At 34.6% G+C, this 25,622-nt stretch carries 29 protein-coding genes; 19 read left to right on the forward strand and 10 right to left on the reverse strand.

The window, feature by feature from the left end:
- The first annotated feature begins 11 nt into the window (after nt 1-11).
- Nucleotides 12-626 carry a CBM96 family carbohydrate-binding protein gene (locus tag ACRD7B_RS02970; RefSeq protein WP_430822976.1) on the forward strand — a complete coding sequence of 205 codons (615 nt, stop codon included), beginning with the start codon at nt 12-14 and terminating at the stop codon, nt 624-626.
- A gap of 301 nt (nt 627-927) precedes the next feature.
- Here the strand turns inward: ACRD7B_RS02970 and ACRD7B_RS02975 are convergent, their stop codons facing one another.
- Nucleotides 928-1,419 carry a cbb3-type cytochrome c oxidase subunit I gene (locus tag ACRD7B_RS02975; protein WP_430822977.1) on the reverse strand — a complete coding sequence of 164 codons (492 nt, stop codon included), beginning with the start codon at nt 1,417-1,419 and terminating at the stop codon, nt 928-930.
- Nucleotides 1,420-1,548: 129 nt separating this feature from the next.
- Here ACRD7B_RS02975 and ric point away from each other — a divergent pair, with 129 nt between their 5' ends.
- The 14 genes from ric (at nt 1,549) to ACRD7B_RS03045 (ending at nt 9,919) form a co-directional block, all read left to right on the forward strand.
- On the forward strand, nt 1,549-2,274 hold the full coding sequence (ric, locus tag ACRD7B_RS02980) for an iron-sulfur cluster repair di-iron protein (protein WP_430822978.1): 726 nt from the start codon (nt 1,549-1,551) through the stop codon (nt 2,272-2,274).
- A gap of 3 nt (nt 2,275-2,277) precedes the next feature.
- The gene (locus ACRD7B_RS02985; RefSeq protein WP_430822979.1) at nt 2,278-2,718 is read left to right on the forward strand and encodes an RrF2 family transcriptional regulator; all 441 of its coding nucleotides are present in this window, start codon (nt 2,278-2,280) and stop codon (nt 2,716-2,718) included.
- A 12-nt stretch (nt 2,719-2,730) separates the two neighbouring features.
- Nucleotides 2,731-3,240 carry a hemerythrin domain-containing protein gene (locus ACRD7B_RS02990; RefSeq protein ID WP_430822980.1) on the forward strand — a complete coding sequence of 170 codons (510 nt, stop codon included), beginning with the start codon at nt 2,731-2,733 and terminating at the stop codon, nt 3,238-3,240.
- Between the two features lie 14 nt (nt 3,241-3,254).
- Nucleotides 3,255-3,515 carry a hypothetical protein gene (locus ACRD7B_RS02995; RefSeq protein ID WP_430822981.1) on the forward strand — a complete coding sequence of 87 codons (261 nt, stop codon included), beginning with the start codon at nt 3,255-3,257 and terminating at the stop codon, nt 3,513-3,515.
- 184 nt (nt 3,516-3,699) lie between these two features.
- Nucleotides 3,700-4,344, forward strand: coding sequence for an HPP family protein (locus tag ACRD7B_RS03000; protein ID WP_430822982.1), 645 nt, complete (start codon nt 3,700-3,702; stop codon nt 4,342-4,344).
- A 12-nt stretch (nt 4,345-4,356) separates the two neighbouring features.
- The gene (locus ACRD7B_RS03005; RefSeq protein WP_430822983.1) at nt 4,357-4,554 is read left to right on the forward strand and encodes a ferredoxin; all 198 of its coding nucleotides are present in this window, start codon (nt 4,357-4,359) and stop codon (nt 4,552-4,554) included.
- 1 nt (nt 4,555) lies between these two features.
- The gene (locus ACRD7B_RS03010; protein WP_430822984.1) at nt 4,556-4,819 is read left to right on the forward strand and encodes a DUF2024 family protein; all 264 of its coding nucleotides are present in this window, start codon (nt 4,556-4,558) and stop codon (nt 4,817-4,819) included.
- Nucleotides 4,820-4,821: 2 nt separating this feature from the next.
- Nucleotides 4,822-6,363, forward strand: a complete 1,542-nt coding sequence (locus ACRD7B_RS03015) for a PepSY-associated TM helix domain-containing protein (protein WP_430822985.1) — start codon at nt 4,822-4,824, stop codon at nt 6,361-6,363.
- A 39-nt stretch (nt 6,364-6,402) separates the two neighbouring features.
- A complete protein-coding gene (locus ACRD7B_RS03020) occupies nt 6,403-6,579 on the forward strand; it encodes a hypothetical protein (protein WP_430822986.1) in 177 nt (58 codons plus the stop codon).
- A gap of 18 nt (nt 6,580-6,597) precedes the next feature.
- Nucleotides 6,598-6,936, forward strand: coding sequence for a cupin domain-containing protein (locus ACRD7B_RS03025; RefSeq protein WP_430822987.1), 339 nt, complete (start codon nt 6,598-6,600; stop codon nt 6,934-6,936).
- Nucleotides 6,937-6,955: 19 nt separating this feature from the next.
- Nucleotides 6,956-8,200, forward strand: coding sequence for a DUF438 domain-containing protein (locus ACRD7B_RS03030; protein WP_430822988.1), 1,245 nt, complete (start codon nt 6,956-6,958; stop codon nt 8,198-8,200).
- 1 nt (nt 8,201) lies between these two features.
- Complete coding sequence (locus ACRD7B_RS03035) at nt 8,202-8,720, forward strand: DUF1858 domain-containing protein (RefSeq protein WP_430822989.1); 519 nt, start codon at nt 8,202-8,204, stop codon at nt 8,718-8,720.
- Nucleotides 8,721-8,728: 8 nt separating this feature from the next.
- Nucleotides 8,729-9,136: a hypothetical protein gene (locus ACRD7B_RS03040; RefSeq protein WP_430822990.1), complete on the forward strand. Its 408-nt coding sequence runs from the start codon at nt 8,729-8,731 to the stop codon at nt 9,134-9,136.
- A gap of 135 nt (nt 9,137-9,271) precedes the next feature.
- Nucleotides 9,272-9,919 (forward strand): PAS domain-containing protein, encoded by a 648-nt coding sequence (locus ACRD7B_RS03045; protein ID WP_430822991.1) that lies wholly within the window; start codon nt 9,272-9,274, stop codon nt 9,917-9,919.
- Between the two features lie 432 nt (nt 9,920-10,351).
- On the opposite strand, the gene ACRD7B_RS03050 is transcribed toward ACRD7B_RS03045, so the two are convergent.
- The 5 genes from ACRD7B_RS03050 to ACRD7B_RS03070 form a co-directional block, all read right to left on the reverse strand.
- Complete coding sequence (locus ACRD7B_RS03050) at nt 10,352-10,912, reverse strand: DUF2179 domain-containing protein (RefSeq protein ID WP_430822992.1); 561 nt, start codon at nt 10,910-10,912, stop codon at nt 10,352-10,354.
- Nucleotides 10,913-10,956: 44 nt separating this feature from the next.
- A complete protein-coding gene (locus tag ACRD7B_RS03055; protein WP_430822993.1) occupies nt 10,957-11,130 on the reverse strand; it encodes a hypothetical protein in 174 nt (57 codons plus the stop codon).
- A gap of 68 nt (nt 11,131-11,198) precedes the next feature.
- Nucleotides 11,199-11,612 carry a GreA/GreB family elongation factor gene (locus ACRD7B_RS03060; RefSeq protein WP_430822994.1) on the reverse strand — a complete coding sequence of 138 codons (414 nt, stop codon included), beginning with the start codon at nt 11,610-11,612 and terminating at the stop codon, nt 11,199-11,201.
- Between the two features lie 75 nt (nt 11,613-11,687).
- Entirely contained in the window at nt 11,688-12,137 is a 450-nt protein-coding gene (locus tag ACRD7B_RS03065; RefSeq protein WP_430822995.1) for a GreA/GreB family elongation factor, read from the reverse strand.
- 142 nt (nt 12,138-12,279) lie between these two features.
- Nucleotides 12,280-12,984, reverse strand: coding sequence for a hypothetical protein (locus ACRD7B_RS03070; protein WP_430822996.1), 705 nt, complete (start codon nt 12,982-12,984; stop codon nt 12,280-12,282).
- A gap of 118 nt (nt 12,985-13,102) precedes the next feature.
- Here ACRD7B_RS03070 and ACRD7B_RS03075 point away from each other — a divergent pair, with 118 nt between their 5' ends.
- The gene (locus ACRD7B_RS03075) at nt 13,103-13,804 is read left to right on the forward strand and encodes a MarR family winged helix-turn-helix transcriptional regulator (RefSeq protein WP_430822997.1); all 702 of its coding nucleotides are present in this window, start codon (nt 13,103-13,105) and stop codon (nt 13,802-13,804) included.
- 104 nt (nt 13,805-13,908) lie between these two features.
- On the opposite strand, the gene ACRD7B_RS03080 is transcribed toward ACRD7B_RS03075, so the two are convergent.
- Complete coding sequence (locus tag ACRD7B_RS03080; protein WP_430822998.1) at nt 13,909-14,874, reverse strand: hypothetical protein; 966 nt, start codon at nt 14,872-14,874, stop codon at nt 13,909-13,911.
- A 474-nt stretch (nt 14,875-15,348) separates the two neighbouring features.
- Here ACRD7B_RS03080 and ACRD7B_RS03085 point away from each other — a divergent pair, with 474 nt between their 5' ends.
- Nucleotides 15,349-18,402, forward strand: coding sequence for a chondroitinase family polysaccharide lyase (locus ACRD7B_RS03085; protein WP_430822999.1), 3,054 nt, complete (start codon nt 15,349-15,351; stop codon nt 18,400-18,402).
- Between the two features lie 158 nt (nt 18,403-18,560).
- On the opposite strand, the gene ACRD7B_RS03090 is transcribed toward ACRD7B_RS03085, so the two are convergent.
- The 3 genes from ACRD7B_RS03090 to ACRD7B_RS03100 form a co-directional block, all read right to left on the reverse strand.
- Nucleotides 18,561-19,019: a hypothetical protein gene (locus tag ACRD7B_RS03090; protein ID WP_430823000.1), complete on the reverse strand. Its 459-nt coding sequence runs from the start codon at nt 19,017-19,019 to the stop codon at nt 18,561-18,563.
- A gap of 230 nt (nt 19,020-19,249) precedes the next feature.
- The gene (locus tag ACRD7B_RS03095; RefSeq protein ID WP_430823001.1) at nt 19,250-20,791 is read right to left on the reverse strand and encodes a sulfatase family protein; all 1,542 of its coding nucleotides are present in this window, start codon (nt 20,789-20,791) and stop codon (nt 19,250-19,252) included.
- Nucleotides 20,792-20,834: 43 nt separating this feature from the next.
- Nucleotides 20,835-21,569: a DUF6250 domain-containing protein gene (locus tag ACRD7B_RS03100; RefSeq protein WP_430823002.1), complete on the reverse strand. Its 735-nt coding sequence runs from the start codon at nt 21,567-21,569 to the stop codon at nt 20,835-20,837.
- 422 nt (nt 21,570-21,991) lie between these two features.
- On the opposite strand from ACRD7B_RS03100, the gene ACRD7B_RS03105 reads away from it, so the two are divergent.
- Together ACRD7B_RS03105 and ACRD7B_RS03110 are read left to right on the forward strand one after the other, a co-directional pair.
- The gene (locus ACRD7B_RS03105) at nt 21,992-22,411 is read left to right on the forward strand and encodes a hypothetical protein (protein WP_430823003.1); all 420 of its coding nucleotides are present in this window, start codon (nt 21,992-21,994) and stop codon (nt 22,409-22,411) included.
- Between the two features lie 51 nt (nt 22,412-22,462).
- Nucleotides 22,463-25,603, forward strand: a complete 3,141-nt coding sequence (locus ACRD7B_RS03110) for a SusC/RagA family TonB-linked outer membrane protein (protein ID WP_430823004.1) — start codon at nt 22,463-22,465, stop codon at nt 25,601-25,603.
- Nucleotides 25,604-25,622 lie beyond the last annotated feature (19 nt).

Genomic DNA, 25,622 nt, shown 5'->3' on the forward strand with positions numbered 1-25,622 from the left:
AATATAGAGTGATGAAAATAGTATTGATGTTACTAGGAGTTATGTTTTTGGGTTTTTCAAATCAGGTTGAGGCTCAAAAGGTAAAGAAAGTTACAGTATGGCAAGATGCCTTTGTACAAGGTGGTGAAACGGCGAGTGAGGCTTTGGGGTCGACAACACCACAGCGTTTACGTGTAATGAAATCAAATGGAGATGATAAATATTCAAGAACCACCTATCTTCAATTTAACCTAAAAAAGGTAGAGGATTTTTCAGATGTAGAACTTAATATTTGTGTGAGGGTTTATCCAAATAAAAAAGATGCATCAGCAAATTATACTTATAGTGTATATAGCTGTGATGATAATAAATGGAGTGAATCAAGCATTACATTTGATAATAAACCAGAAAAAGGTGAATTGTTAGCAACTCAAACATTGGAGCCCAAGGACGATAATGTTTGGGTGAAAATTTCGTTACCTGCTGATAAAGTAAAAGAGATGATGAAGCAAAATAAGAAGCGTAAGGTCACATTCGTCTTAAGTAATGATGATTTTAACAAAACAAATATGGAGTTAATTTCAAAGGAAAGAACCTGGAGTAATGGTTCTTCTGCGAAACGAGAGGCCTATTTATCTTTTAAATAAAATTACGTGTTTAATTGTATGAGGGCTGTCTTTTCGGAGATGGCCTTTTTTTTGGTTGTTGATGATTCTAATCTTTGTATCTAAAAATTGTTTAAACATTGTATAATACTTGTGTTTTATTGCTTAAATGTTCTTTTATGCGTTTTAGTTCGTCTGTTTTCCCTCTATACACAAATCGAGATGTTCTGATTTCTGGTAATTTATTACATTCATACTTTAGATTTATTAATTCTTGTTGTCAAAATAAACGCCCGACTACTATAATGTAATCGGGAATTTATTAATGTAATCTATGTTATTATTATTCCTTAATAGCCCATCCGCCTTTTAAGCCAAAAATAAACCATGCTAAGTAGACTGCTCCAACTGCAAAAACAGTATCGCCAATGGCACGAAGCCAACGTAATGTTTCCATTGCAGGGGGTCCTAAAAATTCTGCTGAACGAGCATACCATAAACCATGTTTCACACTAGCTACAGTTTGTGCTAATCCTACAGGTAAAAGACTTAATAAGGCCATTAACAATAGACCAATATTTAATGACCAAAATGCTATTCTAATGGGCTTCTCTTTCCATTCTGATTTTAAGTCCATATCTCTTAATACAAATAACATAAGACCCATTCCCAACATTCCATAAACTCCAAACATTGCAGTATGACCGTGTAATGGGGTAGTATTTAAGCCTTGCATGTAATAAAGTGCAATTGGTGGGTTAATCACGAATCCGAAGATACCCGCACCTAATAAATTCCAAATGAAATAACCATTACCAAAATAAATCCAATCCAAAGCTTTTTTGTATTCATCTTTATTTGATTTTAAAATTTATAAAAACAAATATATAACAATTTTTATAAAAGGATATCAATGTCCTTTTATAAAATATTTCTATCTTTGTAGAAACAAAAAAACATAGATATGGACATAAACATAAATACAAGCGTTGGAGAGATAGTTAAAGCCAATTTTAAAACTGCTCAGATATTTGACAAGAATAGCATAGATTTTTGCTGTGGAGGAGGAATAAGTTTAGATGAAGCCTGTAAAAAATCAAAGGTAGATATTGACGTGCTAGTTCCTGAATTGCAAGCTATTGTCGCATTGAGTGACCCTGATTCAAAATACATTGATAGTTTAGAATTAGACGAGCTATGCGATTATATTGAAAAGAGACATCATACTTATGTGAGTGAAAATATTCCATTTCTACAACAGAAATTACAAAAGTTATGTGATGTACATGGAGATAATCATTCGGAGCTTTTTGAGATAAAAGAGTTGTTTAATGGCGAAGCAGAGAATCTAAGTGCCCACATGAAGAAAGAAGAATTGATTCTTTTTCCATACATCCGAAAGATGGTAAAATACAAAACAGAGTTGCTGAATACCGAAGATGGATTTGGAGAGCTAAATAAGACTATTGAATTATTGGATGACGAACATCAGAAGGAAGGTGAACGCTTTGAAAAGATGTCAACTTTAACATCGGTATACACTTGTCCTCCTGATGGTTGTGGAACGTATCAAGTAACTTTTCAAACATTAAAGGATTTTGAGAATGACTTGCATCGACATATTCATTTAGAAAACAATATTTTGTTTAAGAAAGCTCTAGTTTTGGAGAACGAACTTTTAAACAAATAAGATATGCTATCTAAAAGTACAGAGTATGCCATTAGGGCTTTAGTGTTTGTACAATTGCGAAATTGGGAACAAAAAAGACCAGGCGTTGGTGAAATTGCTAAAGAAATTGAAGCCCCGGAAGCCTACACCGCAAAAATTTTACAAACACTTACTAAGAATAAGTTATTAGACTCAATAAAAGGTCGTGGTGGTGGATTCTTTTTTAACGATAACCAATCGAATTTGACACTGTACGATGTAATTCATGTGGTTGAAGGTGATGCTTGCTTTCATAAATGTGGATTTGGCTTGAAACAATGTAATAATGATAATCCATGTCCCTTGCATGAAAACTATAAGGTAGTGCGTGATGGATTCTTTGATATTGTAAAAACAGAGACTGTAAAATCGCTTTCAGAGAAAATACTTCATGGAGATGCGGTATTAAATAGACTTAAATTATAAGACTTAATAAAAATGAAAAATATAACACAATTATTGTCAGCTGAGCATCAAACTATTTTAAAGGTAATTGATGCCGTAGTAAAAGAGTGTGAAGCTCTTGAAAATGGAAAAGAGTTAGAGCTTGAGTTCTTTCAAAAAACCATTGACTTTATAAAAAACTATGCAGATAAGTTTCATTATGCTAAAGAGGAAGACATTCTCTTTAAAGCCATGCTGGAGAATATTGAGAATTTGCATTGCAACCCTATTCCAGTAATGCTAAACGAGCATGATGAAGGACGAGAGTATGTAAAAGGTATGGAGCAAGGCATAGCTGAAAACAACCAGGGAAAGATTATTGAGAATGCTAGAGGTTATGGAATGCTTTTGACAGACCATATATATAAAGAGGATAATGTGCTTTACCCAATGGCAGAAGAAGCATTGACATCCGAGCAGAAAGATTTGGTAAATCAGCAGTATCAAGAAGTTGAGCAAAAGCTAAATGCTGAGATGGATGTAGAAGATTTAAAATTTGTATAAAAGGTGCTGATTGAATGAATCTATCTCAAAAATTAATTGCAATCCTTTTTGCCTTTTGGGCAGGTATGATTAGTGCCATTAGCTTTATTGAGGCATGGTTAAAGTTTAAAGCACCACGTGTTACCAGAGAAATTGGATTAGGAATTGGTAAACTGGTTTTTACAGCTTTAAATCGAGTAGAACTTGTGCTTTTACTCCTTATATGGTTATTACTTTTTCAGCAATACCGATTTAGGTTTTTAGTGCATCGGTTTTTAATCGAATGCTTTGGTTAGTAAGTGCGATTTTAATGCTACAAACCTTGTGGCTTTTACCACAACTATTAGGAAGAGCCGATTTAATAATTGCTGGGCAGGAACTGTCTAGCTCCTTGGCACATTTATGGTTTATTCTGTTCGAAGTAGTGAAACTTATATTATTAATAGCCTTATCCTTTAAAGCCTTTTTAAGAAAGTGAAATTGATTCATCGAAATTATAGAGTTGTCCGATATATTATTTATCGGCAAACCATAGTAAATCCACAAGACCACCTTTGGACATTTATAGGTGCTTTTTTTTGTATTGGCATTATTGGTTTTACACACGAAGTATTTTCGTCATTTAGTATTAGCGACAAAGTGTTTTTAATAGGTTCTTTTGGTGCGTCAGCGGTTTTAATATATGGTGCAACCAATAGTCCATTGGTACAGCCTCGAAATTTAATCGGAGGACATTTGCTTAGTGCTTTTATAGGTGTTACTGTTTATAAGCTATTGGCTAATTTTGATGTGTTATGGTTGAATGCTGCGTTGGATGTTTCATTATCCATAGTTGCCATGCAGTGTATAAAAACTTTGCATCCGCCCGGTGGAGCAACAGCATTAATCGCTAATCTGGGAACCCCAAAAGTACTAAACTTGGGGTATTTTTATATTCTATATCCTGTATTAACAGGTGTTGCGGTATTATTGGTAATTGCGTTAATTACCAATAATATACCTAAAGACAGGTCGTATCAGAACAAGCTCTTACTTAAAATACCTATTAAAAATTTTACTAATAAAAATGATGCATTTCTAAGTATTCGTAAGCGTTTAATGGGTAAGGTTAATGGTAAATCTTAAAGAAGTATTGAAATGTCAATCAAGAGAGTTTGGAGAGGTGATAGCGTAAATACTTGTGTGGCATGTAAAATATGCCAGTCATTTGCGCCAAGGGTATTTAAAGTATTTGATAAAATGATTGTAATGCCGAATGTTGATTATATTAAATATGAAAATGAAATACTGGAAGCTGTAGAAAGCTGTCCAACAGGAATAATTAAAATAGATTAAAATGGAAGTAGCTGTGTGGGATACTTATGTATTAAAAGAAGATGGTAATAAAATGCACTTTGATATAGTGGTTCGAGAAGAAGAAAAGAATCCAGATGTTATTTATAAGTATGGACAAGCGTTTCTGAAAGGTAAAAGTGTTGTTTCAGAATTAGTGACTTCAAAAGAATGCGAATTTTGCCATATTGAGAATGCCTCAGAAAAGGTTGCGAAAGACATAGAGGATAAAGGTTATCATATTATTGAAATGGAGAATTGTGATTAGTTATGGGGAGTTCAGTTAGTAGGTTGGCAAGGTTTTACAAAAAGCTTCACAAATGGCCAGGGTTAATTATTTCAATACTGTTATTGTATTATAGTGTTACAGGTATCTTTATGAATCACAGAGAGTTTTTCTCTGGCTGTGATGTAGCGAGAACTGTACTACCTGAAAATTTTCAATATAGCAATTGGAACAATAGTGCTATTAAGGGAAACCTGATTATAAGTAATGATAGTGTTTTAGTTTATGGTAACATTGGTATTTGGAAAACAGATTCTACATTAAAAAATTACCATTCATTTAATGATGGTTTTCCCCAAGGAATGGATAACCGCAAGATTTTTGACGTTCACCGTTCCAAGGATGGAAATTTATATGCAGCTACTCATTTTGGTCTATTTGCCTACAATATAGAACAAGCTGAATGGAAGAAATTTCAGATAGATGTTGATATTAAACGATTTGTTGCCATTGAAAGCATTGGCGATACAATTTATGCCATGAACCGCTCTTATATGTTTAAGGGAGAGTCAAAAGGAAGCGAAACCACATTTCAGAAAGTTGAATTAGAAAAGCCGGATAACTTTGTAAATGAAGTAAGTCTGTTTCAAACCATTTGGCAAATTCATTCAGGAGAAATATTAGGATTGCCAGGCAAGCTATTTGTTGATTTATTGGGTATTGTCACCTTTTTTCTTTCGATAACAGGTATTGTTTATTTCTTTTTCCCAGGATGGATAAAAAAGCGCAAACAGAAATCCAAAGAAAGAACTCGAATAATTAAAATAAACCGATGGTCGTTAAAGTGGCATAATCATATTGGGGCATGGACTTTTGTAGGGTTAATAATTCTGTTTTTTACAGGTATGTTTCTTCGCCCTCCTTTGCTAATAGCTATTGCCAATGCAAGAGTAGCACCTATTAAATATTCACATCTCGACCAAGCAAATCCGTGGTACGATAAACTAAGAGACTTACTGTACGATGAAGATAAAAACACTTTCTTACTTTCAACATCCGAAGGAATGTATTACATGCAAATAGAAGAAACGAAGCCCATTCCATTTGAAATTCAACCGCCAATAAGTGTGATGGGTATAAACACCCTAAAGCCTTATTCTAAAGGAGTATATATGATTGGCTCATTTAGTGGTTTGTTTCTTTGGCATCCATCCCATCCTGAAATATACAACTATGCTCAATCAAAGGTCTATCAGGGTAATGCTTCGGGTCGTCCTATTGGCGATTTTAAAATTACCGGACATATAAGCGATACCGATGGCAATCAACATATGGTTGATTATGACAAAGGAATAATTCCCCTACATCACAACAATCAGTTTCCTGAAATGCCTAAGAACATCCTCGATGAATCTAAAATGTCACTATGGAACTTATCGCTTGAAATACATACCGGACGTTTTTTTCAAAACCTTATAGGTAGCTTTTATATTCTAATTGTTCCCTTGTCTGGATTGGTTGGTATTATGGTGGTTTTGAGTGGTTATTTGCTGTGGAGAAAACGCTATAGAAAGAAAAATAGCTAATAGATATTTTGTAAATTGTATAAAATTCAAAAATAAAATATGGAAGCAAAAGAACAAGTATTAGAAGCCATGAAAAAAGATGGTACACCTTTAAATGCTGGGAAAATTGTAGAATTAACCGGGCTTGACCGTAAAGTTGTTGATAAAGCAATGGCTCAATTAAAGAAAGAGGAGACTATTGTTTCTCCTAAAAGATGTTTTTGGATAGCAAAATAATTAGTAAAAATAGAAGTTATGATTTCAAGAAATTACAAAACAGAACCTCTAAAGGAAAATCCACATAAAGTGGAAGTAAGACAAATGTATAATGATGAATCAGCTCAAATTATGCACATTACTTTAAAACCCGGAGAAACGTTAAAGCCCCACAAAACGCCTGTTGATGTGGTGTTTTATATATTGGAAGGAACGCCTACTGTTCTTGTTGGAGAAGAAACACAAGTATTTGAAAAAGATACATTAATTGAAAGTCCAGCTGATATTGTACATTGTTTAAGTAACGAAAGTGCTGCCGATGCTCGAATATTGGTAACAAAAGCACCAAGACCTGTTAATAAAACAAGACTATTGTAAATTAAAAAACCATTTAGTTATGAGCGAATTATTGAATAACTCAAAATATAGAAAGGATAAGTTAAAAGAACTTATTCTTAAACTGCACGATGGCGAATCTGCGGAAGAAGTGAGAAAGCAACTTATAGAATCTTTAAAGAATATTCCTTACGGAGAGGTTGTCGAAGTAGAACAGGAATTAATTCAAGAAGGGCTACCCGAATCAGAAGTATTGAAACTTTGTGATATTCATGGTTCGGTACTTGAGGGAAATGTTGATGTTAGTGGTGCTAAAGATATACCCGAAGGTCATCCTGTTGATGTTTTTAAGAAGGAAAATGCAGAACTTAAAAAGGTTGCTGAAAAAGCAAAAGGACTACTGCAAGCCCTTAGTCAAGTTGGTAAAGGTGAGTATGAAAAATATCTATTCGCTTTGCAAGGATTATTTAATGAATTAATGGACGTTGACAAACACTATCAACGAAAAGAGTATTTAGTTTTTCCATATTTAGAGAAAAATGAAATTACTGGTCCACCTAAAGTAATGTGGGGGAAGCACGATGAGATAAGGGAGCAATTAAAAGGTTGTATTGAAATTCTAAAAACACCTGAATTAAAAGCCGAAGATTTAGAAGAATCGCTTGAACTATTATTCTATCCTGCCATACAAGGCTTGGTTGATATGGTACAAAAGGAAGAAGAAATTCTTTTTCCGATGGCAATGGATTTGCTAACGGTTGAAGATTGGTGGAACATTGACAAGCAAACGCTTGAATTTGGTTTTACGCTCTACGACCCTCAAGTAGAATGGAAACCTGAAGGGATGTCAGAGGATAGTGGAGAAACCACCGTTTCTGGCGATGGCAATATTCAACTTCCATCGGGTAGTTTTACGGCTAAAGAAATTATGGCTATCCTAAATACAATTCCTGCCGATATGACCTTTGTTGATAAGGATGATAAGGTAAAGTATTTCACCCAGGGTAAAGAGCGCATTTTTGCCCGAAGTCGTTCTATAATTAACCGTGATGTTCGCTTGTGCCATCCACCGGGAAGTACCCATATTGTTGAGAAAATTGTTGAAGACTTTAAATCAGGGAAAGCTTCTCATGCTCCGTTCTGGATTCAGATGAAGGGCAAATTTGTCAAGATAGAATACTTTGCCTTACGTGATGAGAATGGCGAGTATTTGGGAACGTTGGAGTATTCTCAAGACCTTACTGAGAATAGAGCATTAGAGGGAGAACAACGTATTTTATCTTATGGACAAGCAAAAGACGAGTAACATGGAAAAACTAATAATAACACCAAAAACAAAAATATTCGACTTGCTTGAAGCATACCCACAGCTTGAAGATGTCTTAATAGCTGCTGCACCACCATTTAAAAAACTTAGAAATCCTGTACTAAGAAAGACAGTTGCTAAAATTACAAGCTTATCGCAAGCTGCAACAATTGGCGGTTTAAAGGTAGAAGAGCTAATTAATAAACTTCGTTCGGAAGTTGGGCAAACAGCTAGTAATGATATTGCGGTGGAGAATGGCAATTATGTTACCGAAAAGCCTGATTGGTTCATTGCTGATGATGTTGCAGAAACTATTGATATACGAGAAATGCTTAATGCTGGAGAGCAACCTGTACATGAAGTGCTTTCTGCTGTAAAGAAACTTGGTGGTAATAAAATACTTAAAGTGATTGCACCGTTTATCCCAGCTCCCTTGATTGATAAAGCTTTAAGTTTAGAATATAAGCATTGGCTTGATAAAAAAGGGGAAGAAGAATATTGGGTTTATTTTAAAGAATAGTATGTAAGATGTCAGAATTTACGAATACAAAACAAAAACGACTTGCAAAGTTAAAAGAGGTGTCTAGCCTTATTTTAAAAACAGGGAATGCCAAGTCATTTATTGATGTCAATAAAGATTTTATTCCTACCGTTATTCCAACAGATTTTATTGAACTGTTTGATGAGATAATCAATGAAGGCAATAAAATGGAGGAGGTAAAAGTCTTGACCAATAAAGTGTTGAATGTGTTTTATGAACCCATTCGGGATTATAAGCGAATTGAACCTGAACCCGATTCATTTTTAGGTGTGTTAGAACAGAATAACCACGAAATGGAGTTGGTTTTAAATGAAATTCGTCCTGTTTTTAAAGCCTTTGTAAAAGATACCGACAATAAGGATTTAAGAAATGAGTTGGCGGAAACCTTAAAGTAACTTGAAGTATTTGTAAAGCATTATACCATTAAAGAAAATGTGTTATTCCCAATTATAGAGAAGACTTGGGAGGAATATCGCTGTCTTCAAATAATGTGGTCGTTTCAGGATGATATACGCAGGAACTTAAAGACTGTGATTGCTCAACTTACAACAGAAGAACTCGATATTAAGCTCTTCAATAAATGTATTGGCGACATTTTCTTCAATATGTTGGCTATTAAGTTTCGTGAAGAAAGAATTCTTTTCCCATTTATTGTAGAAACAATTACAGAGAAGCAATTAGAAACGATGAATAGGGAAGGTTTTGAGCTTGGCTATCCATATATTCAACCTGTGCTTACAGAAAGTAAAAAATTAGAATCAGGTATTGATGGAAACCTGATTAATCTTGGAACAGGAAGTGTAAGTATTGAGCAAATCAAGCTTATTTTTAATCACTTGCCTGTGGATATAACCTTTGTTGATGAGAATAATAAAGTTTGTTTTTTTTCAACACCACCCAAACGAATTTTTCCCCGTACCACAGCGATTATTGGAAGAGACGTGAGCAATTGTCATCCGCCTGAAAGCGTACATGTGGTAGAGCAAATTGTTGAATCGTTTAAAACCGGAGAAAAAGACCAGGCTGATTTTTGGATAAAAATGAGAGGGGAGTATATTCTCATTCAATATTTTGCAGTTCGAGATGAACAGAAAAATTTCAGAGGCGTAATAGAAGTATCACAAGAAATTTCAGCAATAAAAGCCTTGGAAGGCGAAAAGAGACTACTGGATTGGTAATTTAGAGTTTGCGTGATTAGTAATAATCTAATCTTTTCTTAGTTTCCTCTAGTAATTAATTCTTTATTTGAGGGTAGCTGTCCATATATTTTTTTAAAATTATCGATGCCAGATGGTGAGGTGAAAATTATCGTTTTAAAATTATCGAGATATTGATTTTCTAAAGTGTCGGTTTAATGGTCATACTGAATTAATAAAAAAGGGGTGTCGCTACACCCCTAAAACACCTAAATAAACGAGCGTAAAGCATTAATAGCTATCCATTTAAAAAAATGTTTTAAATACTCTTCACAGTATATTACCTACATAGAGGTGTCACGAATATCGCAATGTTTCTTGTTATCACAGTTTATCCTTAGTCCCAAAACTGCTTCTAAGTATTTTTGATTTTATAGGCATTTTTTGTTAATATAATTATATTAATTTAACCATTTACTTTTTTACTAAATCACGTTTATGCTTTATGGGAGTAGGGTTATAGAACACTTTTTTATTGACAAACCTTACATCTTCAATAGTGTATAAAGCATTTGAATTATGTTCGCGTATAATTTTAACTGCTTTAGCAATTTTTTTGCGGTCTACAATAATATATACTACACCAACAGCACCCTTTACACCCTCTGCATTTATAAATGTAACACCATATCCTTCGTCTTTTAAATTATTTACTAAATCGTGAGCATCACGTTTAGTAATTACCCTAATTAATTCATGCCCTAATGCCAGGTGTTGTTCTATTTTCATTCCAATGTAGTTTCCAGCTGCAAATCCGCCAGCATAGGCAATGTAACACACCCAATTGTCAAGGTTATCAATAATTTCACTAATGGCTAAAATCCAAATTAACACCTCAAAAAAGCCTAATAAGGGTGCCCAATTTCTATATCCTTTAGCTACTAAAATTATTCGAACTGTTCCTAAGCTAACATCAGCAATTCGTGCAATAAATATTAACAGAGGTAAGATGATAAATACGTAATAGTCAAACATTTTAATTAAAAGTTATGCTGTGTATATTAATGTGTTATGTTTTTTTATTGCACAATATGTGCTTGCTGCTGCCACGGAACAATAAATGAATAACTATTGTGGTCTGTTTTTTTGTTTTCGGTAGTTTGATTATAAGGATTACTGCGCTGTTTCATTGAAAATTTTTCATTGCTTATCGGATTGAATGAAGTCTTTGTTTTTTTAATTTTTGTTTCCATCTTAACATGTTTTTAAAATCTATTAGATCTATATGTTTTTGGATTAGAATTATTGATTTATTAATATATTACACCGAATATGCTTTACTTGCCTCAGGCTGATATTCAACACTTATTATCTTTATGGTTACTATGCCTTTAGGTGCTTCAAACTTAACTGAGTCACCTATTTTGTATCCTAACAAAGCACTACCAAGTGGAGAAAAGACGGAAACAAAGCCCTTGGAGAAATCAGCTTCTTTTGGGTAAACAATCTTTACGGTCATAGGTCTTTTTGTTTCCATGTTTTTAACCAGAACAATAGAATTCATTGTTACATATTCAGGTTCAATAAAATGAGAATCTACCTTTTCAGCTCTTCTAATTTCGCGTGCTAATGCATTTAAATTATTTAATTCAACATCCTTTATATTACGAGCAGCCCCAACTAAATTGCTTAATCGTTCGTAGTCGAGTTCTGTTATTTTAATTTTTTTTTCCATGATTGTATTTTTTACTTCTTATTTAGCTTTCGATAATAATTATGATGGCTAGTGAGAATCCTATTTATTAAATTGCTATAGATTAAATTTCTTTTCTTTTTCAGGTTGAAATACTATTTCTTCAATTAGTAACTTGTGCTTAGTCCCAGAATAATTTACATAAATAAAGTCGTGCTCTTTAGCTCCAATACATGCTAAACCTAAAAGGCTATAGACAGAGATGTCATGCTTTTCATAAATGTTTTGAGGCAAGACAATTTTAACTAGTTGTTTCTGATCATTTTCATTAGAAAGAATAATTTCAGAATTTAAGGTAACATAGTTTTGTGGTATTCTTTGAGGTTTATATTTTTTACTATTTGCTGCATATAAGTATAACTTGTGCAAGCTCTCCGGCAACACATGTGCCTTTCCAATATCTTCTCCTACTAGGTTCATTATCCTGAAGTAATCCTTATCTGTAATTGCTTTTCGATTTGTAGAAAAAGACTTTTCATTTTGGTGATTAACTTTTTTTGTGTCCATGTCATAATCTTTTAAAATTAAACTAAATAGACCTGTAGAGTCGGTTGCGATAATATAAATATCGTATCCGATCTAAAGTTACTGAAGTTTTATAATATTACCATTACAAAATGCTAAATAAGTATTGTTTTCAAACCTAAATCTAGTCTTCTAATTCTTTAATTATATTAGCCTCGCTTTTAATGTTGTCCCATACTTTAATAATTAAGTCTGATAAATAATTATCACCGTACTCCAGCAGTACTTTCTTTTGTATGGTTGCGAGTTGAAATTTTAGATTATAGGGAATTTCGCCAAACACTTTTGTTTGATTTACGCCTACCTCCTGACTGAAATTTTCAAGGGAAAAGTTTACACCTTCTGTTTTAGTTAACAAAATTCCAAACCTATTATAAGAACACTTTTCAAGAATTTCTTTAAGAGCCAACTTAGTGTCAAACGTATAATCGCCAAAAAATACAACATAACTAGATGTTGCAATTATTTCATACAGAGAATAATCCTTATGTCGGTATGGGTAATTAACTATTCGGTATTTGATATTTGCTAATGTGGAACTATCCTTTATTTGGTCAGTTTTAAGTGTTTCATATATTTTTTTAATGGCTACATGTTCGTAAGCGTTTGAAAAAAGAAGGTTGTTAAAGCGGGTTGTACTATACTTTACAGTAGGCTTATTGGAGTTGTCATTATGAAAATTTCTTTCACCATTTAGCACTTCATATACGATTGAGTTAAAGTCAAAATCTAAAATCGCCATTTTACTCTTCTCAATCATTGCAAATGACGAGATGAAATGACCAATGCCAGTTCCAGTAGTAAGCGGGATAAGAGTAATGGTTTTCATGCCTTTTCAATTTTTTAACGTTATATTTGTCGCATCAAATAGTGTGCCATATATCGCTATAGATATATAATATGTCGAAATCGTTATAAAAAATAAAAGTCAGAAAAAAATGTGTTGAATGGAAAACAGTTACGGAGTTATAAAACAACTTATTGATTTATGGGGAGCGTTTGAAAGTGAAGCTCATGAGCAGCATGACTTATTAAATTTTTCAGAATGGCTTGTTGATCAGATAAAGGAAGAAAATATAGCAAATACTAAATTTGAGAACAACCAGAAGCTGCATTATCATCCTGAAACAGTAGAGTACCTCAGTAAGCTGCAACCAAATTCTCGTTTTCAAGAGTACATACTGCGGATAGCCCGTTTTGAGGAATTTTATATTCGGAAGTATCTTGTAGATTTACCTTTAAACTCTCGATTAGAGTATTTGTTTTTATTCACAATTGAAAACCTTGAGAGAGCAAGGAAAACTGATTTAATAAATATTCACTTGGTTGAATATACAACAGGAATGGACACAATTAGGCGATTGATAAAAAACAAACTCCTGAGTGAATTACCTGACAAACAAGATAAAAGAGCGAAAGTACTTTGTTTAACAAGTGAAGGGGAAGACGTGCTTTATAGAGCAAATAGGAGAATGGATGAAGCTAGAAATATGTTTCTGGCATGTATTAGTCCAAATAAGTGGAAAAAAACCTTATCTGTATTGAGTGAGATTAACGAGTTTCATAGCAATATATACTTAAATCACTATGACAAACCATTTGCTGAAATGTCTAATTTAATGGACTCACTAAAGCATCTACATAAATAAAGGAAATGTAAAAGTTTGCAAATTAGAGTAGCAAAAGAAACGACGTTCTTTTGCTTATGAATTGTAAGTCAATCCACAAGGATTATTCATTTGTAAAGAAAAACTTAAACCGTTAACCCATTATTCTTCTGGTAAATAATTGTTGCCAATTCCGTTGCAATGTTATTTAACAAACTGCGTTCTTCCTTAAAAAATGGGCCTTCATCAATATTAGGGCATTTTTCAGAATATATTACTTCTATTACACCTAACTTATTACCATCAACAATAATATCAGCTGCTAATTTATGCTCACAATTACCAATTGGTTCATTGGTATAATCAATACCGTTTAAAACTATTCTGGCTTGTGTTATTTCTGGATATTGCCAAGTGGGAGGTATTAACTTAATAATTTGATGCAATATATCTTCAAGTGAAATTGACTTTTGTTTGGTGATGTTCGACATTTTGTATAAGAATGCTAGTTCTTTAACGCGTTCGAGTAGAAGGGATTGAGTGTATTGATTTATTAATATAGCACTTAATGTTTGTGCAAAATCCTCAAGTAAGTCAGTACCTAGACTTGAAAAAATTTCACGCTTTACATCTTTTAGCTGGAATAAACCTACTCTCTCATTGCTATACAAGAAAGGTATGATTAGAAGTGAGTAATCACCATTTTGTTTTGCATTGTTATTGTTTGCTGTTATTCCTAACTTTTGTCTATAAGGAATAACAAAATTTCCAAAGTTAATTGTCCAAAAAGTTCCTTTGTTGGTAAAAAAACTTGAAGAATGTTCAAATTTATCTGTGAGTATAGATTCCCAAAGATTATCAATTACTTTCTCTGGTAGTTGATTTGATATGTCTTCTTTGTTTATGATTTTGTAATCAAAACCTTTATCTGTGTTATTTATTAACTCAAATTGTGTTTCACTTTTATGAAGTTTAAGTAATAGTGTTAGTTCAGAACACTCTAACCAATCTCTAATTAAAACTGAAATTTCTTTTATGAAAATAGACCTTGGAATCTCACGATTGGCAATCTTTAGAATTTCATATGATAGTTTTGTAAGCGTATATTTCATTTCAATTTATTCGTTTTCAAAAAAACAATTTCTTTCAGCCACAAAGGTAAAAAATGGTTACCGATAAATAAATAGCTATTAATAATGTTTAAAACAATTATAATTTCCATCTTTTATAATTTTCTTAGGTAGAAAGTTGCTCTAAACCACTTTAATAATCTTAAGATAGAAAAAATAGTAATTTGTATGAGAGGCTTTTTATTATAGATGTATAAAATAGCTTTTAGAGGCAATGTATCAGTATATTATAAGTAGCTTTTTCGTTCGGTTATACTTTATATACAGCATGCAATGTCGTTTGAATTGTTTAGGTTACTGATTTTTATGCGTAAGAATTTGCAAACAGTTTGAATGCCTTTAGTTGGATGTTTGCATACTTGTTTAGTGAATAAATTTGGTCATTGATTGAACAGATGTGACATTTATATATTGGGTTTGAATGTACTTTTAGAGCAAATTAAATTTTAATATAATATGCGAGAGATTCAATTCAAGAAAAAGCATGCCGTCTTGCTGGCAGTACTTTCAATATATAGTTTTTGCAACTCGCTTAGGGGGCAGGAATTTCAACACGAAACCTTGTGGTCATTTGAAAACCTTAACCAGAAGCAATGGACTGTAAGCAAAGGGCATAAGATTGCAACAAGTGACCTGCATTATAAACACGGTGCTCACTCAATGCAATGGGCATGGAAGAAAGCAGGGGGAATTACGTTAAATCATGCAGTTGGGTTTAAACCTTTTGACCCTAATAGGGAAGATAAATCAATTCCTTCATTCGCGGTGTGGGTGTATAATGAAAAACCAGTTGATGATCATATTACTTTTGTTTTTGGAACAAATGAGGTGGATAATTGTCAGTTTGATTTCGGTTTGAATTTCAAGGGCTGGCGGGCTGCTTGGGTATCATATGAGCGTGATATGCAAGGTGAACCTAAAAGTACAATGAACCGCTTGTGTATAGAATCGCCTCAGAGTGTTCAAAAAGGACAGTTGTTTATCGATCATATGTTTCTGTGTCAGAATATTGATAGCAGACATCATACGCCTGACAATCAAGTGCCCTTTGTTAATGCAGGTACAAAAAGTCACTGGTTGATACAACAGAAGACGAGTTTGGCTAGTCCTGACATAGCATTGCCAGATGCTCTTCAGAAAACGGATAAAAAAGCGTTTAAGCAAATTAATGAACGCTTTCAGAGTGATATATTAAAAAAGCAGAATGTAAGTGATAAAACGGTTGCTTCATTGCAAAAGCAATTTGAGCGCTACGGAATTAAGCGTAAGGGTGATCATATTATTGGCTTACCTATTTGGTTTGGACGTAATGCTGAATTATATTTTCCACACATAACTCATAAGGAAGCTAAAACCTTCTATAATGCAACTCATCAGAATGTAAAGGCCTATTTTGATTTTATGATGAAAGTAGCTCGTGCTCACGCCAGTAGCCTTGATATCAATCAAAAACAAGCTTTAGAAAATATCTTTATTGATTTATTTGACCATATGCTTGATCAGGGCTTTGCTGCCGGAAGTGGTTTGGGGACCATTCATCACTATGGTTATAATTGGCGAAATTATTACCGAGCTTTGTTTTTAATGCGCGATGTATTGGAAAACAACGACAGACTAGAAGTGGCTACAGAAGGTTTGCAGTGGTTTGCTGCTCTGGGTGAAGTGTTTCATCAGCCAGAAGTAGATGGGATGGATATAGATGCCTTTAATACTCAGGTGATGGGTCGTTTGGCTAGTATTTTGATAATGGCTGATAGTCCTAAAAAAATGCAGTACCTGGACTGTTTTGCCCGTTGGATAGATAATGGGCTTTTACCTGCTCCCGGTTTGAACGATGCCTTTAAAATTGATGGTTCATCTTATCATCATGCCAATCATTATCCTGCTTATGCTACGGGTGGAATGACCGGAGCTACACGAATGGTGTATTTTTTGAGTTCAACGCCGTTTCAGGTTAGTGAGGAGGCTCATAATAATTTAAAACGAGCTTTATTGACCATGCGTTTTTATTGTAATAAACTGCACTGGCCTACCTCTATGTCAGGTCGTCATCCCGAAGGAAAAGGCAAGTTGGTGCCTGAGCATTATGCTATTTTAGCTAACGCCGGATCGCCTGACGGTAAAGGCGCAATTGATCAAGAATTAGCAGCCGCTTACCTTCGTTTGGCAGGTGGAAAAAAAGCGAGTTTTGTCAAGGCCTTTAAAAAAGAAGACATTGTTGCAGAGCCAACGCCAACTGGACATATTACAATGCCTTATGCTTGTTCTTCAATTCACCGTCGTGATAATTGGTCGGTTTCGGTACGTGGTCATTCGCGTTACCTATGGGCTTCGGAACAATATTTGAGTGCGAATCTCTATGGACGTTATCTGGCACACGGTCAACTGCAGGTAATGGGAGCTGGTGATCCGGTAACACAAACATCAAGTGGTTTTGTGCAAAATGGTTGGGATTGGAATCGTTTTCCGGGAACAACCGTTATTAATTTACCAATTGATGATTTAAGAGCGAATATTCTTAATGTGGATCAATATTCGGGTTACGAAGAAATGTTGTTTTCTGATGAATCTTTTGCAGGAGGTGTTCATGCTCAAAATAAAAATGGTGTTTATGCTTTTATCCTTCACGAACATGATAAGTATCAGGGAAGTTTAAGAGCCCGAAAGTCTTATTTCTTTTTTGATAATATGATTGTTTGCTTGGGATCTGGTATTGAAAATGTGAATGAGGAACACCCAACTGAAACAGTACTGTTTCAGAATCATATAGCAAAGGATGATCCAGAATTAGTAGTTGACGATATTGTGTTTGCAGAAGATGAGAAAGAATTTGAGGCACAAGCATCATGGATGATGGATAACAAAGGTAATGCCTACATTATTCCTTCTGGAAATATCTATGTAAAAAAGGGGCTTCAGCAATCTCGTGATGAGAGTAGTGAAAAACCAACTGAGGGTAACTTTTCAGCAGCAGTTATTCAGCATGGCAAAGCGCCTAAAGATGCCAGCTATCATTATTGTGTGCTTCCTTCTACCACTGTTGAAATGGTAAAAGAAAAAGCAAAAAACAAAGGCTATCAAGTGTTAAAAAAATCGGTTCAAAAACACATTGTTTACAACGAAGAAAGTAATCAAACTGGCTATGTCTTTTTTGAAGCAGCAAAGGATAATACAGAAGGATTAATTGTTAATACAAATATCCCTTGTATCGCCATGTCCAAGCAAGAAGGTGCTAGTTTGGTTCTGGATGTTGTTAATCCTGATTTAGCCTTGTATTCTGGTCCTGCGGATGAAATTTACAAAGATGGAAAGCGAGTGGAGCGAAGCATATATTCTCGTCCATGGAGGTCAAGTTCAAGTCAAGAAACTACTTTGGAAGTAGAATTGGAAGGAGAATGGCAATCAGAAGATAAAGCGATGCTAACAAAAATATTAACCAATGGCAATACGATGTTGAGCATAGTTTGTCAGCATGGGTTGAGTCAAAGTGTTGTTTTAATAGCGAAGTAATAGCCGAAAGAACCTTCATTTAGGCTTAAATGACAGGTTCTAAAGTTAAAGTGTTTTTTAAAAGCCTGTGTTTTGTTAGCACAGGCTTTTAATTTTTTGCATTTATTAATGGAGGCACTATTAGTAAATCAAGTATCTCTTTTGAATGACTTTAAAGATTAATTCGATTTAACAAATTTGACACCTTCACCAAACCTAAAGCGAGCGATGACTCCCCAATTATCTGAGTTGAAGCGCATGTTATCTGTAATCATAAAATTTGGCCGCCAATCAAGCCCAATGGTCAGTGGGAAGTCGAATGAATACTCTACTCCAAAGTCTCCCGCTGCTGCGACATCTAATCCATCTGAGAAATAGAGTTCTGGTCCAACGCCAGGGTAAAATTTTAATCCGATCGGAGTTTCCTCAAGGGCAAATGTCCAGTTAAAATATGTGCCCAAGGAGATATTGTCATCAAAATACAGAGCACCATGTAGGCGTGGCACTTTCGATAATGGGATAGTCACATCAAGTGCAAAGTCATCACCAAATCGGCCTCCTAACTCCCAGTTTGATTGCGCGTTGGAGTATAGTCCAAACGCAAATATAATAATTGTCGTTAAAAATACTTTTCTCATTTGTACATCATTTTATGTTAATTATATAGAGTTGGAATGGTTCGTTTTTTTACGTTTAAATACGATGTGGTGTATATGTTGGGTGTCTTTACTATTTAGAATTATGACTTTGAATCTAAAAGTGACTTGTTGACCCTATTTTATTCATTTATTCCTACTTCTTCTAACTATATTATTGACCCGCATACTGAATGTATGGACATAGCTTTTTATTGCCTTAAATATTTTTCTTAGAACTCGCTCGATTCAGGTAATTGGTAATTCTTATGATCCTTTTTGATTTCTTCGTGCCAATCGAAAAAGCCTTTGGTCATTTTTTTAACCAATTCAGGGTGTTGATCTGCTAAGTTGTTTTTCTCGCTGATATCAGTATCTAAATTATATAATTCATAAGTATCACTGCGTCCTTGATAGCGTAATTTCCAGTTTTGAAAGCGAACAGCCCAGCCCGTATTGTCGCCATTGTAAGTTCGATCATGACGCGCTAAAGCGCCATTTGGATCACCGTAAACTAAAGGCTCTCCAGTTAAATGAAAACCTGTCCAGAATAGCCATTCGTGTGGGTTGTTCTGATTTTTACCGGTGATGTAAGGCATCAAGTTCTTTCCATCCAGTTTTTTTTCTGGTAAGTTTATATTCAATGCAGCATGTAGTGTTGGATAGATATCCATGCCACTCACAGTTTGTTTATAAACATGCCCTTCTGGTAAATGATTAGGCCAGCTCATTACAAAAGGAACACGAATGCCGCCTTCTTCAAGAATGTACTTATTACCTTTTAATGGAGAATTGTCAGCATAGGTGCGTGGTGAACCTCCATTATCTGAAATGAAAAGCACGATGGTATTGTCCTCAATGCCAGATTCTTTTAGTTTATTTGATAGAGCACCAATGGCATTGTCCAGTTTGTTAAGATGGTACAAATAGCGAGGGCGACCTTCAGGCGTATTTGGTCCAACAGTGTTGACGTACCATTCTAAATAAGCATCCCAGTCACCAGTTGCAGGGGCCCAATCAGGTACTATATTCAGTCCCATGGTTTTTAAACCATCCTCCGGTATTTGGTGGGTAAACAAATGAACGGCATTGAACGATACCATTAAAAAGAACGGATTATCCTTGTTATCATCGATATATTGTAAAGACTTATCCAAAATAATATCGGTTGAATAACCTTCCAAATCTACTTGTTCGTCGTTATTCCAAAAAGGTCCAATGCCCAGATGATTAGCCATTTTGGTAGTGAAGCCTTCTCTGTCGCTTGCTTTGTGACGAATGTAATCCATAGTGCCTCCTTCTTTTCCAAAGAAATAATCAAAGCCGTGAGAAGTAGGAAAGCCTTTATGGCCAGGACCGGTAACCGGACCGTAATGTGTTTTACCAACCATGCCCGTTTGATAACCGTTAGCCTTGAGTTGTTCTGCCAATGTTATTTCACTATCAGGGAAGTTGGCGCCATAATTATATACGCCCCAACGTTGCTGCTGACGACCGGTGAGCATTGCCATACGTGAAGGACTACATACTGACATGGACACATATGCATTGGTAAAGCGAACGCCATTCTTAGCCAAATTGTCAAGATGAGGTGTATGTACATCAGGGGCGCCACCATAAGCACTATAGTCAGCATAACCCTGATCATCGGTAATGATAAATAGGATATTGGGTTTTTTGTTGATTTTTCCTTTTTTATGTATACTGCAGGCCGCCAGTGTAAAGACGGCAAATAAAACTATTCCAAGTTTTAAAATGGATTTTAATGAGTTCATCGAAGTGTTTTTAAGTGAATAGGCATACGTTAAAACGTTTATGTTATTTTAGTTGGTATACTTTAAAATTATCTATCGTCATATGGTTTTTATAGGTTCTAATGCCAAAAAATCCACTGGAGTATGGTGACCTGTCTTTAAAATCATAAATCAATTCACCATTTCGATAATACTGAACATGATCATTGTAAACGATAATTCGAATGGCATTAACTTGGTTTGCAGTAATTAGATATTTTACATCATCTAAGTCATGTTCTGGTAAACAAGGTCGTTCGCCACCTCCAGCATACCGTCTGAAGCGTGTTTTTGTATTGTTATGGCCACCAAGTCCAACATAGTACAATTGTAAGTTGTGATAATTCTGAAATTTGCCATTTCGATTGGCCGAATTGGCAAAGAAATCTACGCTCTTAGGGTCATTGGCCATCCAAAAACAATTAAGGTCTGAAACTCGATCATTAGCTCCATCGCTTTCAATTACAACCGCATCGTACTCTATCATAATGTTCCCGTCTAGTTTATTCTTAAACCAAATAGTACAGCCATTGGCATCATCAATATCCATTTTTCCATTGATGAGCTTAACTGTACCCCCTTTGCCTTGTTCTACAATCCAATTATCCATGTTTTTGTTAAAGGTTTCATGAATTAATAAGTTCCCTTTACGAGATAAGTCACCAATAAATATAGTTGGACTAGTATTAGCGCAGGATGTTAAAATAATTAAAAAAGAGATGCGAATGAATCTTGAAAATGTAGTAAGTATTTGTTTCATTTTTGAAAAATAGTTGAAATACAAAAATACGTTGTTTACTATTTTGATCGTGCAACTATTGTTCACTGCAAGTATAGAATTGTACAGTTTTTATAGTGTATTTTGCTTTCTAATATGGTGTTTATTATGCGAAGACATATTTATGGCTGTTTTAAAACATAAATATTAACAGTGTGTGGTTAAGAATTGAATTTCATTTTTTTATTAGGTTTGGCTCCATTTATATGGTGATTTGTTTTTTGTACATGAAATACAATGTTATTGATGAGTTTTGAAATGAGTGATAATAAAATATTAATCTAATAGAAGTTCATGTTTGAACAAAATAAACCCTTTTATGAATGATTTTGCACGCCTTGGTTTGAGCTGTAGGATATATTTGCATTGTTAAAGAGTGTGAAATTCTTGTAAAAAAAAAGTATATGAAAAAAGCAAGTTTAGGTATTGTCGTTATGTTGGCATGTTTATTTGTCGCATGTACAGAGGATACTTTTGAGGTAAATCAATTCTCTGACTTACCACCAAGTGACTTAAAGTATTCCCAAATTATTAACATTTACCCAGGCGCTAAATTTACAAGTGGACAGCCTACGGTGTCTACTTTTGGCAAAAAGCCTACTTTCTCAATTACAAGTGGTCGAACAAGCGCTGCTGAGCTTGATGCAGAAACATTAGCGTTGTTCTCTATCGCTGATTCAACAGGTATTATAATGCTTGATTTGAATAATCCATTAGGTATTGAGGTTTATTCTTTAGATATAAATGTAGAAACAACTAATGGAACAGTTGCATTTAAAGGAGGTTTCGAAATGGAAATAAGTGAGAAACCACTTGAGCCTTAAGTTATCTTATAAGCAATTTTAATTAATGATTTTTTCTCTAAATAAAAAAAAATGAAAAAGATTATTCCTATAATATCACTTTTACTCATAATGGCACAAGCCGCATTTGCTCAAAAGGCATTGACTGGTACTGTTGTTGACGAGAAAGGTGAATCTATTCCTGGTGTTAATGTAATGATTAAAGGCACCATGAACGGAACAATAACGGATATGGAAGGATCATATCATCTTGAAGTAAAAAACAACAATGCTGTTCTTATTTATTCCTTTATCGGTTATCTGACCAAAGAAGAAACTGTTGGAAAGCGTAATGAAATTGATGTAATGATGCAGCCGGAGGTGGAATTAATCGATGAGGTTGTAGCTGTTGGTTATAACACCGTTCGGAAAAAGGATGTAACTGGTGCTGTGGCTCAAGTTAAGGCCAGTGATCTAGTAAAGAGCCCGGTAACTAACTACGATCAGGCTTTGGCAGGACGTGTAGCTGGCGTTCAGGTGTCAGCGGCAGATGGAACACCCGGTGAAGGATTAAATATTGTCATTCGTGGCGGAAACTCTATTACAGGTGATAACTCACCTTTATATGTGATCGATGGTATTCCAATGGAAGATTTCGATCCTGCGAGTATCAGTTCACATGATATTAAAGACTTTGATGTGCTTAAAGATGCATCTGCTTCTGCAATTTATGGATCTCGAGGTGCAAACGGTGTTATTTTGATAACTACGAAAGATGGTAAGGAAGACGGGACTACTGAAGTTTCACTAAACTCTTCTGCTGCTTTGCAATATATTCCAGGTCGCTTGCAAGTAATGAATCCCTATCAGTATGTAACCTTATTGGAAGAAGTTAATACACAAAAAGGCGGAACGTATCTTGATAATTTTAATGAATTTTGGCAAGATCCTGCGTTGTACACTGATGAAGCAATGGCTGCCAGAGGTGAATCGCCAGTGAGTTGGCAGGATGAGATTATGAATCAGGCATGGATGCAAAATCATAACTTGTCAATTCGTAGTGGTAACAAAACAACAAACTTTGCTTATTCAATTGATTTTGTTGATCAGGATGGAACCTTGTTAAACACAGGTTTTAATAAAATTAACAACAATTTCAAATTCAACCACCGCATTAACAAGAAAGTGCAAATGGGTGGATACATCAACTATTCATATATCAAACGTTCTGGTTTAAATATCTCAGGAAATAATAGAAATAGTATTATTCGTGATGCCATTACTTTTAGACCGGTAAGCCCAATAGTGGATGATGGGCGTGATGATGGTTTAGATACAGAGGATCCTAATGATTTGCGTTGGAATCCAGTCAAAACATTAGAAAATACAGATCGTTATACACGCCAAGATGTGGTGCGTGGGAATCTATATTTAAATTATGATATTATAAAAGGCCTACGTTTACGCCTAACAGGAAGCTACCAAATTGATAATCGTAAAGAGTCTTTATTCTTTATGGAAGATACCTATCAAGGAACACGTGGTATTGATGGAATTAATGGGACTTTAACAGATCGTCGTAATCAAATGATGTTAACCTCTAATACCTTGACTTACAAGAAAACTCTTGCTTCAAGTCATAAGATTACGGCAATGGGTGGTTTTGAGGCACAGAAGCGAGATAGCGAATATTTTAGAGCGAAGAATAAGGAGATGCCTTTTGATGATTTTGGAACCGATAAGTTAGAGATTGGTCTTTTGCCTGATGCACCTGAATCGTATGCAGGAGGAAACACCATGGTATCTGCATTTGGTAGTTTAAATTATGGATATAAAGGTAAATATCTTGTAACACTTAACTATCGTGCAGATGGTTCTTCTAAATTTAATGCTGATAATCGTTGGGGATATTTCCCATCAGCTGCTGTTGCTTGGCGCCTAATTGAAGAAGATTTTATTCGCAATTTGAATGCTTTTTCAAATCTAAAAGTAAGAGGTGGTTGGGGTATAACAGGTAATAACCGAATTAGTGATTTTGCAGCTTATTCACAATTAGACTATAATGAATATAGTGGTTACAATTTCAATAATCAATATAATCTGGGTATCTATCATCAAAACCTGGCTTCATCTGATTTAAAATGGGAAACCACTGCACAAATTAATGTAGGTTTGGATCTTGGCTTTGTAAACAATCGCATTACCGCTACAGCTGATTATTACAAGAAGAATACTACTGATTTGTTGCTAAACGCTGATATGTCACCGAGTACAGGATATGGTTCATTGGTTCAGAATGTTGGAGAAGTTGAAAACAGTGGTTTTGAATTTACCTTGAACACAGTAAATGTGCAAAGAAGAAATTTTAAGTGGAGTAGTTCATTTAATATCTCATTCAATAAGAATAAAACAATTGCGCTTAACTCTGGTCAAGATGCTTTATATACAAATCCGAACTGGTATTTCCGCTTTACAGAGCATCAGTATATTACCAAAGTAGGCGAACCGGTTGGTATGATGTATGGATTGCGTTATGATGGTGTTTATCAAATGGACGATTTTAATTATGATGCAGTCAGTAATAAGTATATTCTTAAAGATGGTATTCCTGATAATGGGCGTGGAGTAGCTCCAGGTAGTATTAAATACATCGATCAGGATGGAAATGGAACAATTAATGAATTAGACCGTGTGGTGATTGGTAACCCTCATCCAAAACATTTTGGTGGTTTTACTAATGACTTCCAGTACAAAAATTTTGATCTACAGGTATTCTTCCAGTGGAGTTATGGAAATGACATATTGAATGCCAATCGTATCATGTTTGAAAGTCCTGGTATTTTAATTGATGATTATAACGCACTAGCCCCTGTAGCCAATCGTTGGACACCTAATAATCCATCAAATGAAGTTCACGCAATCAGATTTAATGGTGTTGAAGGTGGTGCTCAGGATGGTAATTTGGTTTCTGATCGTGTAATCGAGGATGGATCATATATTCGCTTAAAAACAATATCGTTTGGTTACTCTTTTGGGCCTAAAATGCTTAGTCAATTGCGAATTAAAAAATGTCGTATATATGTGGCAGGTCAAAACTTGTTGACTTGGACTAAATATTCAGGTTATGATCCGGAAGTTTCTGTTGGAAGATATGGCGCCTTAACACCTGGATTAGATTATTCAGCTTATCCAATCAGTGCTACGATTAGTGGCGGTATTGAATTGAAGTTTTAATTTTTTGGATGTCAAAAAT

The organism is Carboxylicivirga fragile (assembly GCF_050589805.1).
Lineage (GTDB): Bacteria > Bacteroidota > Bacteroidia > Bacteroidales > Marinilabiliaceae > Carboxylicivirga > Carboxylicivirga fragile.